This is a genomic window from Shewanella sp. 1311, assembly GCF_059338235.1.
This window is the reverse complement of sequence record NZ_CM181686.1, coordinates 777827-799503: the sequence shown is the minus strand read 5'-3', so window position 1 is coordinate 799503 and position 21677 is coordinate 777827. Positions and strand designations below refer to the sequence as shown.

The window sequence follows — 21677 nt, the reverse complement described above, 5'->3', positions numbered from 1 at the left end:
TTCGTTTGAGCTAATGCCGAGTCTGAGGTAGACTCGGCAGCCTTATTTTAGGATTTCGCTGTTTCAGGATTTCACTCTGCATTTAGGATGACTATGGCCCTCAAAGCGACCGTGTTTAAGGTCAATTTACAGATAGCCGATATGGATCGGAATTATTACCAAGACCATCAATTGACGCTTGCCCAGCATCCTTCCGAAACCGATGGCCGCATGATGGTGCGTTTACTGGCGTTTATTGTGAATGCCAGCGAAACCTTAAGTTTCAGTAAAGGTTTGTGCGTCGATGACGAGCCAGAGCTGTGGGACAAAACCTTATCAGGCGAAATTGATCTGTGGGTTGAGTTTGGTCAGGCCGATGAGAAATGGCTGCGAAAGGCCAGTGGCCGTGCCAAAGTTGTGCAGTTATTTACCTATGGTGGCCGCAGTGTACCCATTTGGTGGAAACAGAATCAGCAGGCGTTAGAGCGTTATCAGAATTTAAAAGTGTGGAATATTGCCGAAGAGTCAGTCACGGCAATGGAAGCCTTTGTTGGGCGTAATATGGCATTGCAAGTTTCGATTAGTGAAGGCCAAATTTGGTTATCGGATAATGAAACCAGCGTGTTGATCGAACCTGAAATTCTCAAAGATATTTAACGTATCTTGTAAAAAAAGAGCCTGCGATTGCAGGCTCTTTTCATTTATTACTTTCATTTCTCAGTAAGCGTATCGATTTGGATTTATTGGAAGCTCAGTTCCCAGCTATCGATATAACCCACATCACCACGGCCACTGTCTACGGCTTTCAACTTCCATACGCCGTTCGAATTCGCACCCGTCATATCAGCGGTATAGCTCTTGTTGATATTGGCAGCACCTGAACCTGTGTTGCTATGCAGAGTGACGGTTTTACCAGAAGGGCTGATCAACTGCACTTTCAAGTCACCAATGTAAGGGTGGACTATGTTCACTACCGCAGTCACAGTGCCTGAATCACCGGTGCGAGTGACTGTGATTGGGCTAGTGATCCCAGCAGCTTTGTTATCTGGGATGTTGTAGTTATCAGTGTTGCTATAGCTTGCAGGCGTAGTACCGCCGCTAGATGCTGTGTAGCTTGCTGTTAATGACACACCAGTGAAGGCAGAGTAGCCTTTCAGCATGGCGTAGTAAGTGCCTGATTGGACATTGGTGATTGGGCAAGACTCGCTATTGCCACTTTTATATGGACGGCAATCATAGTTAGCTGTAGTCGGCGCTGCACCATATTGCACATACAAGTCCGCATCACCTGTTCCACCGTTCATCACAAAGCCTAAGTTAGTTGCGCCTTGTGGTACGTCAAAGGAGAAGTGCAGTTCTTCACTCGCTGCGCCGCCTAAGCCCGTTTTAGCCACACCGTTAACCAACACGCCATCGGTTGGAGTTGGATCAACAGGACCCGTTGGGCCAGTACAAGAGGCATCTAAGAAGGTTTTCGCGGCAACAGCGTTGACTAAACCATAGCCATAGTAGTTATCACGGCCCGCAGTACCAAGATCTTCGGCGGTCATTTTCAATGCGTTACGAACCTGCGCCGCACTACACTCAGGGTGATAGCTCCACACTAAGGTTGCAACACCTGACACATGTGGCGTCGCCATCGAAGTACCGTTGTAGTACTCGTAATCTTTATTGCCTTGGTTGCTGACTGTTGCTGTCGCACCCAGTTGATTACGCAGTGCTAAACCTGTTGCGCGATCCACTGATACGGAAACCATATTGATTTCACTGTTTGCATCGACAAGGAAGGGGTTTTGTAAGCCAGGTAATGCCGCGTTACTGTAAACAATCGCCGCACTGGCACCGGCATTTTTACAGGCTTTAGCCGCATTGATTTCAGGGTAACTTGTGCCTTGATTGCCAACACGTTCCACTAAACAAATCTTATTGGTCATGTTGCCGCAGTTGAAGCTAGTTCCGCTGACGCTACATTCGGCAAGCGTAGCTGTCGCTGTACCATTGTATGGTGCTGCCACATAGTTGCCGCCCGATGAAATGAGGCGATTATGTGGCACGACACCTGAATCAAAGTAAGACTGACCACCGATAGTAATATCGGCTAAACGGCCTTCGCCACGGGTAACCGTCGACAGAATCGCTTCACCTGGGCCAGATATTTCCACTTGGTTGGTGTATTGGGAAAATGCCGAGTGATCTTTATGATTATCCACAGAGGCAACAGACATCACGCCATCGTAAGATGCAGGGTAGCTGTGAGTGCTGTCACCCGCGTTACCCGCAGCGGCAATCAAGAGCACGCCATTGTTATAATGTGCAGCCAGAGCGTTACGCTCAGTGGTGCTTGACCCCGCGCCACCTAAACTCATAGTGACAACATTAGCGCCGCTGGCAACACAAGTATCTACTGCGGCCACTAAAGATGAAGAGTAACCCCAGCCCGATTCGTTAAACACTTTTACGACATGAATATTGGCAGTTTGATTTGGCATTACGCCGATCACGCCGTCATTGTTAGCAATCGCCGCAATCGTGCCCGCAACGTGAGTACCGTGGGCGTTGTTGTTGCCCGGCTCAAACCAGTTGCCTGTACCTGAGTTATTGGTACCCGTGACATTATTGCCACCTAATTCGCTGTGGCTTCGGTCGTAACCAGAATCGATAATACAAATCGTGCGGTTGCCCGCTTGGCTATCGCTTAGCTGAGTCGCCCCTACAAAGGTTTGGCCCCAAGGTGTGCTTTCACTCAGTAAGTGACGCGGCATGTCTTCTTCAACATATTCCACATCGGCGCGTTTCTTTAAGGTATTGATGCCGTTAGCATCGAGTTTGACCGAGTAGCTGTTACTGCGGCCGATACGTTTCATTTCCTTCGCTTGTACTTTGTTCAATGCAGTGTGTTGAGCACTGATTTCCGCCATTTGGGGCTGATAATTCATTGTGGTTGGCAGCGTATCAGTTGCCGCGTCACTCGATTGCTGATCACTCATTGATTGCACATTACTGGCCGACATTATGGTAGCAGCATCGGCATTTTTAAATTTCACTATGTAACGCTTTGGCAGTGGAGAGGTTTGTGCTTGTAATGCCGCGGCAAAACCTGGTGCTTGTGGTGCTGCTTGTACACCGGCTGAGATCGCAATAGCTAAGCTTGAAAGACTTAACGCTATTTTAGTGGTTCTGTTGATTGTCATGTTCTTCTTCCATGGTCAATTTAGTGTTAATCATTATTATTTTATGTTTCATAAGAATAACTACGACTCAGATGCTACTCGGTTAGTGAATCTATCTGCGACTAAAGTATTTGTAAACTAATTGTTAATAGCATGGCCGCTTGTAAAAAAACCAGGCTTTATAAGCAGTTAATGTGAATATAAATTCAATATGTAACGAGTTGTAACTAGGTTTTATTCAATTTCTTGTTTTTTTATGTGGTAAAAATGAATAAGTGAATACGAATTTACGGTCAATATGAGTACTTTATACTGATTTATCTGTTTATACGTAATTGAAATTTTTACATATATTTTTTTGTGATTACAAATAACTAAATTTAGCTTTAAAGTTTAAGGATAATAATGAGATTTTCTCAAGTGATTGATTATGCGAAATTGTTGCAAAATCCTGTCAAGGGAGTGGCGGTTGCCAATTCATTGACGACGGTTAAGCCATTCACGCTAATTTGTTGACGTGTTTTTTGAAGGGGAATGTGAGCGGCAAAACGAGAAGTGAAAGCATGCGATGTGGCTGATAACGGAAAATACTGAGTGTTACATTATCCAAAATAGCGGTACAGGATATGAGCTACCACTGCAAACTCGTACATGCTTCAATTATGTTTGTGAGGCTAATTATGTCGATAACTTTCAATTAAAAATTTTAAATAATCTGATTTATTTTTCATCGTTAGAACAGTCTAAAAAATATATTCATTTAAATTATTATCACGCCCATTAGTGTGGCGCTTTACTTCTAATAATCTGCATATATAAGTTTGATTTTTCGCATTTTCACAAAATTTAACATATAAGCATTTTGCCTAATAGCGTGTCTATTGGATGGGTGGTAAGTTAAATTAATTCATGAGGTTAAGTTGTTTTCATGTGGCATGGTTTAAGCGAGTGAGTGCACGAATTTAAGGCTGTGCACTATAAATCCTAAATTGGAGTAAATAAAAATTATAAAAAATATAACATCTAAGCGGATCGTATTGATATCTTCTTCAGCTGATCATCTTCATATAGAGCTTGAAACACCACAGTTACTTGCTGAAAAATTAAATGCAATTGTTTCAAATGCTTGGCCTTGTGGCGAATACGATTATGATGCAATGGCGTTTTTCCTTGCTTGCTATGAAAATGGCGGTGAAGCAGCAAAAGGTTGGTATGGCTGGTATGCAATTGATATTAATCCTGTTTCAGGAGAAAGAACGCTAGTTGGCTCTGGTGGTTATTTTGGACCTCCAGATAGTCATGGGATGGTTGAAATTGGTTATTCAGTGCTACCTGAGTGGCAGCGTCGTGGCTATGCTACTGAAATTGTTAATGCACTCGTTTCCCATGCTTACTCTTTTGAAAAAACAAAGAACATTATTGCTCATACTTCAGCGGAAAATGAAGCATCAAAAAGGGTTTTGATTTCCAATGGTTTTAGTGAGACTGGCGTTAATGAAGGTCATCTACGTTTTGAACATGTTAGATAGTTAATTTTTTGCCATACATCAGCTCATTGATGTTACTTGTGTAGCAGCGAAAACGATTACTAATTTTTATCTGAATCGATTTACGCTAATAAGATACTTCAATATCTCGCCATTCGCCCGCCATCTTAGAAGTCTAATGTTGGGGTGGATAAAAGCTTTTTATATAAAGCAATGCTGATTGATAGGCTATTGCGTAAAGTAAGCTTATTCACTTAGAAAATAAAAAAGCGCCAAAGGGCGCTTTTAGCCGTTAAACCTTGAATGACTTGAGCGAGGTGACAGTGCTTAAGTGATTAACACTTGCTTCCCGCACTAGAGCCTAGTCGATGGCGGTGAATTACTTAGCGGGCGTTTTTTGCGCCTCAATTAAGGTGGAATAACCGCCACCATTATAGGTTTGAGTATATCCTGCAGCTACTAAGGCTTCGGTTGCGATACTGCTACGGCGGCCACTGCGGCAATACAAGACAACAGGGGCATCTTTGGCGATGCCGCGCTTAGCAAATTCCTCTGCCACTTGCTCAAAGGGAATATTTACCGCATTGGCTAGATGACCTTCGGCAAATTCTTCAGGCGTTCTGACATCGAGCACTATAGCACCTGCGGCAATTTTATCCCATGCGATTACAGGATCTTGGTTGGCGGCGCTGGCCATCATGGGCATTAGTAGCAGTGGCATGAGTACCAGCGACTGCAGGCTTAACAGGGCTAAGCGCATTAGGCTTTGGCCCCGGGTTACTAGGTTGTGGGTCACTTTATCTCTCCTTGACGACTTTTTTGGCACACTTGTATTAGCCAAGCGGGTACTTACTCACCTAAATCTTAACTCTTAACTCTTAACTCTTAACTCTTAACTATTAAGTAGTGACTTTGTGTGGCTTAGCTTTGCTTGGCAATTTCAGCCTCTGATTTTACACCCAATTTGCGTAAAACCATGGCGGCAGGGCAAAAACCAGTAAAAGCACTTTGGAACAGGTTAGCGCCAACAAATGCGGTTAGCCACAGAAAGTTGTGGTGCACATAGGCGGTTAACACCAGTGACAGTAACACCATAAATCCGGCAAAAGCCATAATGCTGCGTTCTAATGACATACCTTACTCCTTGAGGCTATCTTGGTGATGGCCTTTGTTGTGGTTAGTTTTGTGTTTGTATCTGAACAGTATTCATGCGGTTTTTCATTGCTGTGTAGTACAGCACTGGGATGACAACTAAGGTCAGTATGGTCGAGATAAAAATACCAAAGATCAGACTGATCGCTAAGCCATTGAAAATCGGATCATCAAGGATAAACAGCGCCCCTATCATGGCCGCTAATGCGGTGAGCATAATGGGTTTGGCTCGCACGGCACCCGAGTGGATCACTGCCCGCTCAAAGGGCACGCCGGATGCAGTTTCTTGATTGATAAAATCGACCAATAATATCGAGTTACGCACAATAATCCCCGCCAGCGCTATCATGCCTATCATGGACGTCGCGGTGAATTGCGCTCCGAGCAGGGCATGGCCTGGCATTACACCAATCACAGTTAATGGGATTGGCGCCATGATGATGAGCGGCACGAGATACGATCTAAACTGCGCCACTACCAAGAGATAAATGGCGATCATGCCGACCGCATAGGCGATGCCCATGTCTCTAAAGGTTTCGTAGGTGATTTTCCACTCGCCATCCCACAGCACGGCGACCGAGTCTAGCCCTGTGGGTTGGTGAATATAATGCTGATCAAAGCCTAAGCCATCGGCGCCATCAATTTTGCCCGCCATGTCGAACATGCCGTAGAGCGGGCTGTCCAGTGGCCCCGACATATCGGCGACGACCATGATCATAGGGATCATATTCTTATGGATAATCGGTGCATCGATTTTGCCGCGTTTGATGGTTACCAGCTCAGACACCGGCACGGATTGCCCCGTTTGGCTCAGTAACTTCATATTCAGCACTTGCTCTAAATCGACTTTCGCGCCTTCGTTTAATTGCAGGCGGATCGGTATCGGTTGTTTTTGCTGGGCTTGATGTAAATAACTCACATCTTTGCCGCCTACGGAGGTGGCAACCAAGTCGACAATATTGCTGTAGGGCACGGCCATCAGGCTGGCTTTACTGCGGTCGATCATCACCTGCCATTTTTGCTGGGCAGCGGGCAAGAAAATATCGATATCGACCACATCTTTGGTTTCATGGAACAGCGCCTGCATCTCGTAAGCGGCTTGCTCGCGGATTGCGGGGCTTGGGCCATACACTTCTGCAACCAGCGGCGACCACACTGGCGGTCCAGGTGGCACTTCAACTACTTTGATATTGGCTTGATATTGCTCGCCAATTTGCTGCAGATCGTCACGCACCGATACCGCTATGGTGTGGCTGTCGCGTTTGCGGTGTTTTTTATCCACTAAGTTAACTTGAATGTCGCCAAGCTCTTGGCTGTGACGCAGGAAGTAGTGACGCACTAAGCCGTTAAAGTTCATTGGCGCGTTAGTGCCCGCATACAACTGCAGATGCTCGACTTCAGGGACTGTCGTCAGATAGCGACTCAAATCCTGTAGCACTCTTTGGGTTTGCTCTACGGGAGTGCCTTCGGGCATGTCCACCATGACTTGAAACTCGGACTTATTATCGAAGGGCAGCATTTTCAGCACCACGAGCTGACCCACGGGGAGCGCGACGGCGATGCCAATTAACACAAATACGCCGGCAGCCAGTCCCACTCTTGCCTTACGGGCATTTTTACCCAGCAGGAAAGGGCCAATTAAGTGGGTGAAGAGGCGCACCATTTTAGTTTCGGCTTCATCCTCGTGTGAGGCTTGGGCGCTATCGTGCTTGTCATTGTGTTTCAGCAGTTTACGACTGAGCCAAGGGGTGACGACAAAGGCAACCACTAGAGAAATCAACATGCCCATACTGGCGTTGATAGGGATCGGACTCATGTAAGGCCCCATTAAGCCCGATACAAAAGCCATCGGCAGCAGTGCCGCGATAACAGTGAACGTCGCCAGAATCGTCGGGCCACCGACTTCATCGACCGCCACAGGGATAAGCTCACTAAATGACTTTTTGCCGAGCGCCATATGCCGGTGGATGTTTTCTACCACGACTATGGCATCGTCGACCAAGATGCCGATGGAGAAAATCAAGGCGAACAAAGACACGCGGTTTAAGGTAAATCCCCATGCCCAAGAGGCGAAAAGGGTGATCGCCAGCGTGACAATAATGGCCACACCTACGACTAAGGATTCGCGGGCACCCATGGTTAAAAAGACCAATACGACTACGGCGCTGGTGGCGAAAATCAGTTTTAAAATAAGGGTGTTAGATTTATCCGCCGCGGTTTCGCCATAGTTACGTGACACTGTGACTTCGACATTCGCGGGGATCAACACATTGTCGACCTTAGCAATCCGCTCAATCACACTGTCGGCGATATCGACGGCATTTTGGCCCGCTTGTTTACCAATTGCGATAGTGACGGCGGGATAAATATCGGTTTTATCCGCGTGCCAAACACTCTGCTTAGGAATATCACTTTTTAAGCTGATTTCGGCAATATCCGCCAAATAAATCGGAATATGCTTGCCTTGTTTATTCTGATAGACACTGACAACTAATTGTTTGAGATCGTCTATGGATTGTAAAAATTGCCCAGCCTGAACTTTAATCTCTTGATTACCTTGCACTAAGGATGCAGGCATAGAGACCATATTATTATCATTTAGACTCTGTCTTAACTTGTCGTAGGTCAGATTAAAGCTGTTCATCTTGGCGGGATCGATACGTATGTTGGCCACCATGTCGTGCTGACCTACGGTATAGATTTCGCGGGTACCGGGAATGCGCTTAATTTCGGTTTCTAATCCAAGGGCGACATGGGTCAGTTGCTCGGCAGAGACTTGTCTGTCCTTTGACCACAAGGTCAAACTGACAATGGGCACATCATCGATGCCGCGGGGTTTAATTAGCGGATCGCCCACGCCTGCGCCCCTTGGCAATTTATCCATATTGGAATAAATCTGGTTGTACAGGCTGACGATGGCATCATTGCGCGCGACGCCGACCTTAAAGATGACGATAATCAGCGCGCCATCGGGTTGGGAGAACGAGTACAGAGTATCTATGCCTTTGATTTCGGAGATCACTTGTTCCGCTGGCAAGGTGACTAAGTTTTCAACTTCGGTAGGTGTCGCGCCGGGAAAAGGAATAAACACGTCGGCAAAGGTGACATCAATCTGTGGCTCTTCTTCCTTTGGCGTCACCAAAATAGCGAATAAGCCAAGCAAGAGTCCGAGAAGCGCTAATAGCGGCGTGATGGCGCTATTTTGGAAGGCGGCGGCAATTCGACCGGAAATCCCAAGTGTGGTCTGTGGTACTGGAGCATGTTTCATAAAACAACCTCGACAAAGCTTAAGTCGCTAGGGAATTTATTGCTTTTTGTTGAGCAACACTTGGTAGGCATCAATGGCAACCTTATCACCCGACTTAAGGCCCGCCAGCACTTCGACCTCGCCATCTAAGGGATTGGCGACACGGACTTGGGTGAGTACAAATTCTTCGCCCTTTTTAAGGTAAACGCTGCTCAGTTCGTTCATTGTGAGTAATGCTGAGGTAGGCAGTTGGATTTTTTCTCGCTCGCCATTTTTAAAGGAAGCCTTTGCCCAAGTACCGGGTTGAAGATTGGCTTCATTTTCAGGCAGATTAATGCGTACTTGATAGCTGTGGCTGACGGGATCGGCAAAACTAAAAATAGTGAGATCCTTTGAGATTAACTCGCGGCCATCACTTAAACGGACGAGGAATTCGGGGGCGTTTTTCAACTGATTGATATAACGCTGCGGCACTTGGGTAATTGCGCGCATTTGACTCGCGGAAAACCCTGAAAGTAGTGCTTGTCCTGGGCTCACGGTTTCGCCCAGTTCTACAAAACGCTCTGTGACTACACCACTAAAAGGTGCTGATACCACAGTGTATTTTAAGGATTCGCTGGCTTTGATGACGCGGGCTTGCGCTGCGGTTACGGCTTGCTCTGTGGCCTTAGCATTGGCGGTGGCTTCATCCATCGCGCCCTTAGAAATCGCGCCTTGGGGGAATAACTCTTTATAACGTTTGTATTGCGCCTGTGCTTCAACATTCAAGGCTCTGGCTTTGGCTAAATCGGCCTCAAAGCTTGCGAGTTCAGCGCCTTGTTCTTTACTGGTGATCTCCAGTAGGGCGGCTCCTTCGGGGACAACATCGTTAACATCGTAGTTGAGTTTGACGATACGACCAGAGGTCTGCGCTGACACAGTCGCCGCTTTTACTGCTTCTATGGTGGCATCTAAGGTGACCCAATTGGCGTAGGGTTTAGTTAAGACTTCGATGGTTTCGACTGAGGCAGCCTGAACTTGAGTACTGGCAAGCGCCAGCAGTAAGAAAAGAACGCGAGAAATTGACGTCATAATTCATATCATCCCAGATGTAATTCATGAGTAAATTCTAATGGAGTTATTTTCAATAGGCAATCAATATTTATTAGAAAAATTTAATATAGTATTTTTCCCTAATTTAGGAATAAGGCCCATAAGTGCCTTATTCCCATCGTTTCAGTGAGTTCCGACTAAGCCTAAGATTTAGTCATTTAAATAGTAGGTGAGTGTGGACACAATGCGAATTTGTTTAATGTAAGGCGTGCTGTTATCGCGATCCGAAATAGTAAACTGGCCTTGACTGGCGGTTTTAATTTTTCCGAGGCGAGAATCTGAATCCTTAGCAAATTTTTCCGCCACTTCACGGGCATTTTGAGTAGCTTCTTGTACCATCACAGGTTTGACTGAATTGAGATCGGTAAACAGGAATTCGGTGCGATTGTCATACTCTTGGCTGGCGATCGCTATGCCTTCCTTCACTAAGCTAATCATCTGCTTACGAGTATTGAGCATTAAATCAATCTGCGGGGTATAAACCGATAGGTTCACCTTTGCCGAGTAACGGTATCTGACGTTGGGATCGACATAACCTTGGGCTTGGCGATCTTCAATTGAAGGTAATGAAATCGTAATTTCGCTATCGCTAAAGCCTTGTTCCTTTAAAAACGCCACGACACGGTCGGTTTTTTGCTGAACCGTCTCGTAGAGTTTAGGCAGATTATTATCGACCTCAGTGAAATTGATTGGCCAAATCGCCACATTGGCTTTGACTTCTTTTTCCGCTAAGCCCTTGACTGTCACTGTGCGTTCCATAGCTTTCATCTGCAATAACGCTGTGCTTGCTGTCTGACCAACATACACAAGCCCAGCACAAAGGAAACCGCCCAGCAGCAGGGCAGGAAGGATGTTATTTTTTTCCATAAAAAGAATCTCTTGATTAGATAAACTCAGCCTACGATACCCAATAAACCTAAGTCATGCACTGGGTTTATTCGGGATAGATGCCGCTTAAGATTTGAGGGAGACAAGTTGGCGATATCAGCTTGATGTCGCTTTATTGAGACGGGCTATTTTTCCGGAGGAATAACACTTGGCTGCCATAATTCGACTTTATTGCCGTCGGGATCGATAAACCAACCAAAGCGGCCAAACTCTGAATCTTCAATGCCACCCACGAGCTGACCGCCACCTTGTTCGACCTGCATGAGCGCTTGGGCCAGATCATCAACGATAAAATTGAACATAAAGCTCTTATCTGAAGGCTCAAAATAGTCAGTGCTATGGGCGAAGGGCGTCCAAACATGGTAGCCGAGTGTCGCTTTATCTGTGTGATAAAACGCGGCGCCGCCCCAGTTTTCAATGGGGACCTGAAGATGGGTTTTATACCAAGTTGCCAAGGTAACGGGATCTGCACTTTTAAAGAAAATTCCACCGAGTCCAATGACTTTAGCCATAGCCGTAGCTGCATTTACAGGAGTATGAATTAACTTTAGGCAATAAATGCTTAAGATACAAAAAAGCCGCAAAAAATGCGGCTTTTAGGATTAAGCGTTTAGCTTAGAACTGGTAGCTGTATTGAACTGAGTAGTACACAGCATCAGAGCGAGTATGGGCAATGATTTCACCCATATTTGGGATAGAGCTGTTTTCATGAACTTCAGTATCTTCACCACGAACGAAGGCAAGACCCATATCCACAGTTGAGTGAGTGCTCAGGTTATAGCTCAAACCTGCAGTAAACCAATTACGGTTCGAATCAGGGATTGAAATTGAGCTAATATCATTCACAACACCTTGGTCATGCATGTAACCAGCACGGGCAGTCCACTTATCATTAATTGTATAAGTACCACCTACGCTGAATAACCAAGAGTCATCCCATACGTATTGTTTTAATGGCGCGCTGCTCACGACTGGAGTGCCACCTACAGTGCCATCAGTCACTGTGATCTGATCAAAGTCACCCCAAGTTGATAACTGTGCAGTGTAGTGAATGGCAAATTTCTCTGTTAACTGATGGAAACCAGCAACTTGGAAAATATCCGGTAATGGGATATTGATTTCATCAAAGGAAACCACTTTACCTAATTGAGTATTCAGAGTGTTGATATCGCCAGTCGCTTTGAAATCTGGGCTCAGACGGTAGCTAGCACCAATGCGGTTATCTTTATTGAACTCATATACAGCACCAATAATTCCACCTATAGCAAAACCATCGGCATCAACATCGACTAGGTTAGCATTAACCATAGCGCCGCCAGGACCTAAAGGTAAGTTACCTTCACGGCTAAGTTTGCCTTGGCCATAGATTAAATCCAGACCCGCACCGACACTGAAGTGGTCGTTAAAACGGTAAGATAAGCTAGCGTTGAAGTCCATAGTGACGACTTCTGTGTTACCCAGTAGATCCACTGGCGCAGGTACTGTACCCATGCCTGGTATTGTGACGGCATTATTTGCTAATGCGCTCGTATCAGTGCCTGTACCAAAGTTACTGAAAGCGGCTAGACCAAAAGCCCATTGATCGTTCAGCGGTTGAATGTAGTAAAAGTTAGGGATCACTTTACTGTCGGCAGCATCGTGCTCGCTACCAAAGCTAATTGGCGTGCCCGCTTTTTCAACGTCTTTTACAGTAACGCTGATATCGGCATAGGTTACGCCGAATGAAAGGGCTTTCTCATCAAATAACGCCATAGCTGCTGGGTTACGAGACAGAACTGAGGCATTGTCAGCGATAACAGCATCACCTGAGAATGCACGGCCAATACCTGTTGCAGATTGGCTGTTCAGTTGGAAGCCCGCGGCTAAGGTTTGAGTACTTGCTAATGCGACAGAAACGGCAATGAGTGTCTTGTTGAATGTTTTCATTATAATTCTCTCTATTTTTTATAAGTATTGGATTTTTATTCGGTCCTAGTCAGCCGAAAGCCTTTAAATCCATTTATTAGTCTTCGGCATCTTATGGACTGAATCTAACCTCAACAAGTCCGACCAGATGTGAAAATTGTTAATTTTCAGTTAATTAAAAACCTTTAAAACAGAGGTTGAACTTTAGTACGCTTGAATGGTCTGGCCAGATGCTTGATATGAAGGGCTTTGGGTTTAACGGTAGGTTTCAATTGACGTTAACGGTTTGTAATTGTGTGTTGAGTATTTAAAAGGATACAAAATGTAAAAAGCGCACAAGTGTGCGCTTTTTAAGTTATACAAGCGTGCACTAAACTAGAGTGCAGACTTAAATTGTTCGAACTCTGTTGTTACATTTTCACTTGGTGCAGACAATTTGCTCACCAAAATACCGGCGAATGTGGCGAATACAAATCCTGGCAGGATTTCGTATAGTTCGAAAATCCCCCCCGTCAGTTGCTTCCAAATCACGACCGTTAATGCGCCGACAATAATAGTAGCAATGGCGCCATTACGGCTGTATTGCTTCCAAAATAGCGATAACAAGACCACAGGACCAAAGGCCGCACCAAAGCCAGCCCATGCATAACTCACAAGGCTTAATACACTGCTTTCAGGATTAAGGGCAATGATGCCTGCGATCACGGCAATCGCCAGCACGCCCATGCGACCGACCATCATCAACTCGCGATCATCTGCTTGTGGGCGTAACCATTTACGGTAGAAATCTTCAGTGATCACGCTTGAGCACACCAGTAACTGTGAATCGATAGTGCTCATGATGGCCGACAAAATGGCTGCGATAAGTAGACCACCAATCCAAGGGTTAAACGCGGCTTGGGCTAAATGAATAAATACCGTTTCTGAATTCGCTAGTGGGGCGTTAGCGAAATACAGAGAACCGGCAATACCTGTGGCTAAAGCGCCAATTAAAGATAAGACCATCCAGCTCATGGCAATACGGCGCGATAAGGGCAGGGCATCGGCACTGCCTATCGCCATAAAGCGCGACAAAATATGCGGCTGACCAAAATAGCCAAGGCCCCATGCGAGTAAAGACAACATGCCTATCACTGTGGTTTTGTCGCTAACCAAGGCCAACATCGCAGGATCGATAGTTTCAATTCCGGCGTGGCTTTCAGGGTGAGAGAAAACGGCAAAGGGGACGATTAAGAGGGCGACAAGCATCAAACAGCCTTGAAAGAAGTCTGTCCAACACACAGCAAAGAAGCCACCAATAAAGGTGTAACCGACTATGATGGCTGAGCCAATCACCAGCGCCACTGTGTAATCGAGACCAAAAACTTTTTCAAATAGAATCGCGCCACCGACCATGCCTGAGGAAGCATAGAAAGTGAAAAACACTAAAATAGTGATTGCGGAGACGAGCTTGAGATAGCCCTGGGTATCGTGGAAACGTTTCTCGAAGAAATCCGGTAAGGTGAGGGCGTTATCGGCGAGTTGAGTGTAAATACGCAGTCGTCTGGCGACAAATAGCCAGTTTAGCCAAGCGCCAAAAATTAATCCTATGCCAATCCAAGCTTCACCTAAGCCGCCTAAGTAAACTGCGCCGGGTAAACCCAGTAACAGCCAACCTGACATATCGGATGCACCCACACTGAGTGCGGTCACAGCGGGGCCCATTTTTCGGCCGCCTAGAATATAATCATCAACAGTATCGGTAGCACGGTAAGCCCAAAAACCTATGCCCATCATCAATACTAAGTAACCAACAAATGTGATTAAAATCGGGGTTTCAATCGTCATCTTGCCTTTTCCCATCTTGTTATTATTAAAAGTGGCAAGCATGCTACCAGATGTTTGAACAATCGCCCATTAGCAGATAGAAGTGTGATTAAAATCTAACCTCCGATAGAGTGAAAATATCGGAGGTTAATTTAAAAATAGCCGAGATAAGATGGGGTTAGATAAAGGTGTTCTTGATTTCGTCTTTTACATAGCTAAGGTCTGCTTTATCTTCACCTATAAGCAAAATATACGCATCGGGTGTTTCAAAGCCCATTCCTTGGTATTTGCCATCGGCGAAGGTTTTGTCTAACACCATACGTTTTTCGAGTGGCACGATAAAGAGTGTGACCTTGCTTTGCTCGCCCTGTAGCACTAAGTGCAGGCTTTTCACCCCTTGAAAATCACAATAGGAGGTGTAATACACTTTGCCCGGTTGTTGAGTGAACTTGGCATTGCCAAAGTCTTTCATCGACGCGAGCTGCGCATTGACCTGATTAAAGTTGACGTTTTGATCCACCTGTAAAGCAACACCTTCATGGTAGACATGGGCGAGTGCATGTTCAGCTAAATCGATTGGCCCTAAACGCAATAGACTAAAACTGATCCCCACCACAAATGCTACCGAGGCCGCCATCGCCACTAAAAAGCCCGTCTGACGGCGGTGTTTATGGTGTTGTTGTAACTGCTGACGCAAAATCAGCTTATCGGCGAGATCGTCCGCCACTTCTACTTTCAATGCATTTGTCAGTTTGGCATCAAGGTTTTTGAGCTCATTGATTAAGGCTTGGTTTTCTGGCTTAGCAGTAATTTGCGCCAGAAAATCAGCATCTTGATTATGAGGATCTTCATAAGCTTGACGTCTAAATTTAAGCTCATCCATTGGATTGACCTCTCACATCATTCTTCTCAAGTAGTTCTTTCAATTGGCTCCTCGCCCGAAATAAACGCGTCATTACGGTGTTGCGATTGAGCTCCATCAGCTCGGCAATTTCATCGCCGCTAAAGCCACCAATCAGTTGGAGTAAGAGTGGCTCGCGGTATTCGATATCCAGCTTGCCTATTTGCCGACGGATCAGATATTGCTCGGTCTGCTCTTCACTGCTATTGGAGATATTGTCTTCTAAGGTATCTTGCTCAACGTCGGAATAATCGAACTGTTTACGCTCGAAACGCCGTGCATTCTCACGCCTAAGAATCGTGATTAGCCAAGCTTTCGCCGCTTTATCATCCTTGAGGGAATCCAAAGAGCGCCACGCCCGCAAGAAGGTTTCTTGGGTAATGTCTTCAGCCACGTGTTTATCGCCGCACAACCAGTAGGCGTAGCGGAAGATGTCTGCATGTAGCGCCTTGACTAGGCTGTTGTATCGTCGTTGTTTACTTAGCATGTCAGAAGAGACCGCGGGCTCGACGGATTTCTTACGCCAGTTAGCAAACATTTTTATTTTTTCGGCTTGTTGGCTGAATGTTTAGCATAGTTGAGCTCGCTTCTCTGTCATTAAACCCATAATTTACTTAGGATTCAGTGGGCTTAATGGCGCCGATTTTGGGTTTGAATGTTTATGCTCACAGGCCTTAACCGCGTTAAGCAACGCGGCGCACTCTACGGTCAGCTTGTTAGTATCCGCACTGTCAGTATGGCTGTTGGCATCGGCCTTCGCACTATAGGCGGCAATTTGCAGTTGCTGTATCGCCTGTGCGAGTTGCGGTGACTGCTCGGCAATCTTATCGAGTGTCATAGGCGCTTGCTGTAACTCGCTGAAGTAGCGCTGTAACTGCAACATAATGCGGCTCACATCGCCACTGGCGCAGGCTTGCTCCAATCCCTGTAAGCCCGCAACATTTACTGATTGTGCTGAACTCATTGAAGCGTTAATTGCTGTCGGGGCGGCCGATTGGTTTTTTAAAGCGCGGCGCCAAGCGATTAAAGTGATGATCCAAGCGATGAGAGTGGTCAACCATAGCGCAGCAAACACCTTAATCATCCAGGAGTCATTGTTATCGGCCGCTGAATTGGCTTGCCAAGCGGCTTGGGCGGGCGCATCTGTGACGGCACCGCCAGTTACCACTATGGTGCGTGCAGGGAGCGTCGCGGTTTCTTGACGTTTAAGGTGCGGATTCCACCAAGGCACTTTGACTTCGGGCAGGGTAAATGTTCCCGCTTTGCTGGGAACGATTGCCGACGTAATACTGTACTGGGAGACAATTTGTGCATCGCGTACAAAGGTTTGTCGCTGAGGTTTCTCTGGGTATGACTTCAGTTCATTAGGAAGGGTTTGCACTATATCTGGCAGGCTATTTTCATCGGCATTGGAAGCCAATAAAGTCATAGTGCGAGTAATAGGGCTACCGACGGTAAATTCTTTAATATCCTCAGGGAAGTTTTCTTTTAGCACCACTAAATCGGCAACCAGCCATTGGCCTTGGAAACTTGTCGGCGCAGGATTTACTTGCACCGTGAGTGAGGGCGCGCCCGCTTGCATGGGGCGGCTTTCATTAAAGCCAAACATGCCGCCGCGGCGTTGGGATTCGACGAGCACATCGCCCGCAAAGGTTGCGCCTTTGATGTTCACTTGGCCGGGTAAGTCCGGAATGATGCCATAGGTGCGTTCAATCACGCGGTAACGGCGGCCATCGACTATCTCAGAGCCATCCTTATCTTCGCCGATTTGTTTGATCTGCGCGCCTTCGATGACAGGTGCGCTCAATACGCCCCTTTGTAATTCCACTGCTAGATAGAGTTTTACCTTGTAGGTAATGAGCTGCCCGACATAGGCCTCGTCAGTTGACACTTTGGCATCGATAAATAGGTTATTCATCTGTGCGGGCTGGCTACCCGTTTCGACCACTTTGAGTGGGATCGGCGCCGAGCTGATGCCATCAATAGTAAAGGCTGGAATGGTTAACTGGCCTTTTTGTTTTGGCGCGAGCAACACTTGCCAGCGAGTCTCTTTGACCGCATCGAAGTTCATGATCTGTGTGCTGCGACTCACGCTAGTGCGGCCAACAATAAAGTCTTTCAGCAGGGCGGACGTGTCTAGCTTACCGGTATCGATTTCATCATCGACGCTGATGTTGAGCACAAAGTATTCGCCCTCCATCACAGGATTGCGATCGACCGATGCCTCAATTTTGCTGAGTGCAAAGGCGGGATGAGCCACTCCGATGGCAAGGAGTAGCAGGATAAAAAATTGTCTGATCACCACTGTTCGTTATCCTTTGATATTTGGCCATTTTGACGGCGTTTTTGATATTCCAACTGCATTTTATTGCGAAGTAACACTTGGGGGTCTTCACTCACGCCCCTCAGTGCTCGCTGCATTTCTGCGGGAAGCGCTTCGCTATTAGTTGGCGGCGCTTCGACCGATTCACTCATAGCGGCTTCTCGTTTATCTTGCGCATCTTTCTCAGGAGCTTCCTTGGCGCCAACGCTTTGCTTTGCTTGCTCAGCTGATTTTTGCTCCTCGGCATCGGTGTTAGCCTGCGCTTGCATCTTAGCTTCATTATCTACAGGCTCATTTTCCTTTGTATCCTGCTTGGCTTGTTGATCCTGTTGCGCTTTATCTTGATCTTGCTGAGCTTCATCTTGCTTGTCCTGAGCCTTGCCATTTTGCTTATCTTGCTCAGACTCTTGCTCATTCGCTTTTTGCTGCTCAGGGCTTTGATCAGGGCTTTGCTCAGGATTGGCATTGTCCTGTTGATCCTGAGACTCTTGTCCCGCTTGATCTTGCTTATCTTTCTGAGCGCTATCTTGGTCAGATTGTTGTTTATCCTGCGACTGCTGATTACCGGATTGTTGGTCGCCAGATTGTTGGTCACCTGAATTGGAATCACCGGACTGCTGATCGCCTTGTTGATCTTGGTTCTTATCCTGTTGATCGTTTTTACCTTGCTGCTTTTGCTGCTCTTTCAATTGCTTTTCAGCCAGTTCAAGGTTGGCCTTTGCCGCAGGAAAATCGGCTTGTTTTTCAAGTGCAGCTTGATAGCGCTCCTTTGCCTTATCGGGTTTACCGAGTTGCATTAGCGCATTGCCTTGATTGTAGAGGCCTTGGGCTGAGCTATCTTGCTCGAAGGTTTTCAGCGCTTGCTCATAATCACCGGCCTTATATTGGGCGCTGCCACGCCATTGGGGTGACTCAAACTGCTTAGCGGCGTTGGCATAATCTTGGGATTGATAGGCCTGCATCGCTTGCTGATCTGGCGTTTTCCACACATTGTCCCAGGCATTGTCCCACACACTGGCATGGGCTGGCTGAGGCGCGGCCGCGAGCAGTAAGCCACCCGCAAGAGTGGCAAATCCAACGCTTGCCACGATTCCTTGCCTAAAGCTGAAAAGGGCGGGCAGCAGTAATAGCAGGGCGAGATAAGGGCCGAGATCCTGCCAGGTTTCACCGTCAAGATCTGTGGCTTTGGCATCGCCCGTATCACTTAACCAATGTTGTAATTGGGCCAGATCATTGCCGTCGGTACGATTTTGGATCAACACGCCTTTGTTATCCGCTGCTAGTTTTTGCAGCAAGCCAAAGTCAGTGCTGGCAACAACGACCTCGTTGCTACTGTCGCGCTGCAATTGTCCATCGGGTAGACGAATTGGCGCGCCTTGGCTGGTACCAAAAGCGACGACCGCAAGGCGATATTGCGTGCCACTTAATGCCGAGTTAGCGTCATCAAATTGGGCTGCGGTTATGCCATCTGTCATCACGATAATATCACCGCGAATATGCCCACCCTGAGCCAGTAGCGTTTTAGCTTGGGTTAAACCTGCCGCTAAGTTTGAGCCACGAACGGGCATGATTTCAGGGCTTAAGGTCGGCAATAAATTGAGTAGCGTGCCGGTATCGCGCGTTAACGGGCTGATAGTAAAGGCATCGCCAGCAAAGGCGACTAAACCTGTTTCACCTTCTTTAAGATTACGCAGCAGATCCGTAGCCCTAAATTTAGCTTGGGTTAACCGGTTTGGTGCAAGATCGGTAGCGAACATAGACACAGACATGTCCATCACCAATACGCGGCCTTGCTCGGCGGCAAACACAGGTAAGGACTGTTTATTAACGGCAGGTCCGGCGAGCGCAAAAGTCGCCATCAGCCAAGTGAAAGCTAATAAATGCAAAGGACGACGGGATTTCTTGCTGCCTTGGGTGACCAATATTTTGGCTAAGTGCGGCGCAATATAACGATTCCACGCGCTGTGGCTCTCGTGTTGTCGCCATAAACTCAACAACACTAAAGCCAGTGGCACTAGGGCGAGTAGCCATTCGGGGCGAATAAAATGTAGGCTCATTATTTAATGTTCCCCTGTGAAGTGGTTGCGACAGAGGGTTTAACGCGGCGCGCTGCAAACAGCGGCAATTGACCTAAGGCAATCCACAGGCTCGTCAGTAACGCCAGTGCCAGCGGCCAATAGAACAAATCTGCCTGCGGACGATAGCTTAATTGATCGCGACTCACTGGTTCGAGTTTATCGATTTCTTGGTAAATCTGGTCGAGCTCTTGGCTGTTGCGGGCGCGGAAATAACGGCCGTGGGTGACTTCGGCGATATGCTTAAGCTGGTTTTCATCCAGATCCATCGAGGGATTAACCCGCTCGCGGCCAAAGAGTGTGCGGCGCTCCATCACATCGGCACCGACACCGACAGTGTAAATGGTAACTTTACGATTAGCGGCAATTTGTGCCGCCTGCTCTGGCTCAATATTGCCCGCGTTGTTAGAGCCGTCGGTCAATAAAATCAACACTCTGTTACTCTCGTCCATTTTATCGAAGCGTTTTACCGCCAGCCCTATGGCTTCACCTATGGCGGTTTGTTTACCGACTAAGCCGATTTGCGCTTCTTTTAAAAATTGGGCCACTGAACGTCTATCTTGGGTGAGCGGCGCCTGCAAATAGGCGTGATCGGCAAAGAGAATTAAACCGATACGGTCGCCTTTGCGGCGCTCGATAAAGTCACTGACGACGTGCTGAATTAAAGTGAAACGGTCAACGGTTTTACCATTTACCACCATGTCTTCAATCTGCATACTGCCGGATAAATCCACCGCCATCATCAGATCGCGGCCTTGGCTCGGCAGTTCGATCGGTTCGCCAAGCCATTGAGGACGAGCAATAGCGAGCACTAATAGGCACCACATCAGCCAGTAGCGTTTGCGACTCTGACGCGTGTTGGCCGCTAAGCTTTGTTTACCTGTTTGGCTTATTCCGGGGAGTTGTAGCCGGCCACCATCCACTTGTACGGTTTGTTGGCGCCAAAAAATCAAAGGTAAAGGCAGTAATATCAATAGCCAAGGCCATGCAATTGTTAACATTGTGCCTCCGGTAGTTTGGTGTCAGCTGGCTGGATTGGCGCTTGGCTTTTAGCTTGAGCGTCGCCACTAGCTTGAACGTAGCCCTTAGCTTGAACAAGAGTCGGCTCAGGCGCACTCAGTGTTGCTTTCGATGCCAACCAAGCTTTTGCGAGTTCATGTAACTCATTGGCTTCAGCTAAGGTCAACGGCGTTGGCTGGTGACGTTTGGCCAACAAGGGGCCAATACGTTGGCGTTTTGGCGCGGGTAAATAGCTGTCTAGCCACGTCGCCCAAGCTTCACCATCTAAGGAGGCTATTGCATCTCTGCTGAGGTAACTCATGGCGGTACGCTTTAATAGGCTATTAACGTCAGAGACATAGGACGGTGCTTGTTTATCGAGCTGATTAAGTAACTGTTTCGCGGCTTTTTTCGGCGCGAAGTCACGGGCGCGTTTTCTTAGCCAGATAACTAAGAATGTGATGAGAGCAATCACGAGCGCGAGGACCAACCAATAACCGATTGCCCAAGGCCATGCGCCGATTGGATCGGGATGAATGATATCCTGCAGATCCGCCAGCGCTGGGTTTGGCGCTGTAGCCATAGGAACTGCAGCCTGTGGATTTGCTATCACTGGTGTCACTATTTCTGAATTCACTGTTGCTGGATCCATA

At 47.0% G+C, this 21677-nt stretch carries 17 protein-coding genes; 2 read left to right on the top strand and 15 right to left on the bottom strand.

Annotation, left to right across the window (positions count from 1 at the left end; translation table 11 throughout):
• The first annotated feature begins 93 nt into the window (after positions 1-93).
• Complete coding sequence (locus AC5YB3_RS03545) at positions 94-636, top strand: YaeQ family protein (protein ID WP_006082270.1); 543 nt, start codon at positions 94-96, stop codon at positions 634-636.
• An 83-nt stretch (positions 637-719) separates the two neighbouring features.
• Here AC5YB3_RS03545 and AC5YB3_RS03540 read toward each other — a convergent pair whose 3' ends face one another.
• The gene (locus AC5YB3_RS03540) at positions 720-3170 is read right to left on the bottom strand and encodes a S8 family serine peptidase (RefSeq protein ID WP_494526580.1); all 2451 of its coding nucleotides are present in this window, start codon (positions 3168-3170) and stop codon (positions 720-722) included.
• Positions 3171-4186: 1016 nt separating this feature from the next.
• On the opposite strand from AC5YB3_RS03540, the gene AC5YB3_RS03535 reads away from it, so the two are divergent.
• The gene (locus AC5YB3_RS03535) at positions 4187-4678 is read left to right on the top strand and encodes a GNAT family N-acetyltransferase (protein WP_494526579.1); all 492 of its coding nucleotides are present in this window, start codon (positions 4187-4189) and stop codon (positions 4676-4678) included.
• Between the two features lie 337 nt (positions 4679-5015).
• Here AC5YB3_RS03535 and AC5YB3_RS03530 read toward each other — a convergent pair whose 3' ends face one another.
• From AC5YB3_RS03530 to AC5YB3_RS03465, 14 genes are all read right to left on the bottom strand, one after another.
• Complete coding sequence (locus tag AC5YB3_RS03530; protein ID WP_494526578.1) at positions 5016-5432, bottom strand: rhodanese-like domain-containing protein; 417 nt, start codon at positions 5430-5432, stop codon at positions 5016-5018.
• A gap of 125 nt (positions 5433-5557) precedes the next feature.
• Positions 5558-5770, bottom strand: coding sequence for a YgaP family membrane protein (locus AC5YB3_RS03525; protein WP_006082265.1), 213 nt, complete (start codon positions 5768-5770; stop codon positions 5558-5560).
• Positions 5771-5813: 43 nt separating this feature from the next.
• On the bottom strand, positions 5814-9056 hold the full coding sequence (locus AC5YB3_RS03520) for an efflux RND transporter permease subunit (RefSeq protein WP_494526577.1): 3243 nt from the start codon (positions 9054-9056) through the stop codon (positions 5814-5816).
• A 36-nt stretch (positions 9057-9092) separates the two neighbouring features.
• A complete protein-coding gene (locus AC5YB3_RS03515; RefSeq protein WP_494526576.1) occupies positions 9093-10106 on the bottom strand; it encodes an efflux RND transporter periplasmic adaptor subunit in 1014 nt (337 codons plus the stop codon).
• Between the two features lie 171 nt (positions 10107-10277).
• Complete coding sequence (locus AC5YB3_RS03510; protein ID WP_006082262.1) at positions 10278-10994, bottom strand: SIMPL domain-containing protein; 717 nt, start codon at positions 10992-10994, stop codon at positions 10278-10280.
• A 146-nt stretch (positions 10995-11140) separates the two neighbouring features.
• Positions 11141-11527, bottom strand: a complete 387-nt coding sequence (locus AC5YB3_RS03505) for a VOC family protein (RefSeq protein WP_006082260.1) — start codon at positions 11525-11527, stop codon at positions 11141-11143.
• Between the two features lie 103 nt (positions 11528-11630).
• Positions 11631-12941: an OmpP1/FadL family transporter gene (locus tag AC5YB3_RS03500; protein ID WP_311999742.1), complete on the bottom strand. Its 1311-nt coding sequence runs from the start codon at positions 12939-12941 to the stop codon at positions 11631-11633.
• A 354-nt stretch (positions 12942-13295) separates the two neighbouring features.
• Positions 13296-14747, bottom strand: coding sequence for a sodium/proline symporter PutP (putP, locus tag AC5YB3_RS03495; protein ID WP_011847196.1), 1452 nt, complete (start codon positions 14745-14747; stop codon positions 13296-13298).
• A gap of 157 nt (positions 14748-14904) precedes the next feature.
• Positions 14905-15609, bottom strand: a complete 705-nt coding sequence (locus AC5YB3_RS03490) for a DUF3379 domain-containing protein (protein ID WP_494526575.1) — start codon at positions 15607-15609, stop codon at positions 14905-14907.
• Positions 15602-16165: a sigma-70 family RNA polymerase sigma factor gene (locus tag AC5YB3_RS03485; protein WP_006085483.1), complete on the bottom strand. Its 564-nt coding sequence runs from the start codon at positions 16163-16165 to the stop codon at positions 15602-15604. The genes AC5YB3_RS03490 and AC5YB3_RS03485 overlap by 8 nt, the downstream gene beginning before the upstream one ends.
• A 72-nt stretch (positions 16166-16237) precedes the next feature.
• Positions 16238-17932: a BatD family protein gene (locus AC5YB3_RS03480; protein WP_494526574.1), complete on the bottom strand. Its 1695-nt coding sequence runs from the start codon at positions 17930-17932 to the stop codon at positions 16238-16240.
• Positions 17926-20007 (bottom strand): vWA domain-containing protein, encoded by a 2082-nt coding sequence (locus tag AC5YB3_RS03475; RefSeq protein ID WP_494526573.1) that lies wholly within the window; start codon positions 20005-20007, stop codon positions 17926-17928. Before AC5YB3_RS03475 ends, AC5YB3_RS03480 begins: the two co-directional genes overlap by 7 nt.
• Entirely contained in the window at positions 20007-21026 is a 1020-nt protein-coding gene (locus AC5YB3_RS03470) for a vWA domain-containing protein (RefSeq protein ID WP_220777847.1), read from the bottom strand. Before AC5YB3_RS03470 ends, AC5YB3_RS03475 begins: the two co-directional genes overlap by 1 nt.
• Positions 21020-21676: a DUF4381 domain-containing protein gene (locus tag AC5YB3_RS03465; RefSeq protein WP_494526572.1), complete on the bottom strand. Its 657-nt coding sequence runs from the start codon at positions 21674-21676 to the stop codon at positions 21020-21022. The genes AC5YB3_RS03470 and AC5YB3_RS03465 overlap by 7 nt, the downstream gene beginning before the upstream one ends.
• Between the last annotated feature and the right edge of the window lies 1 nt (position 21677).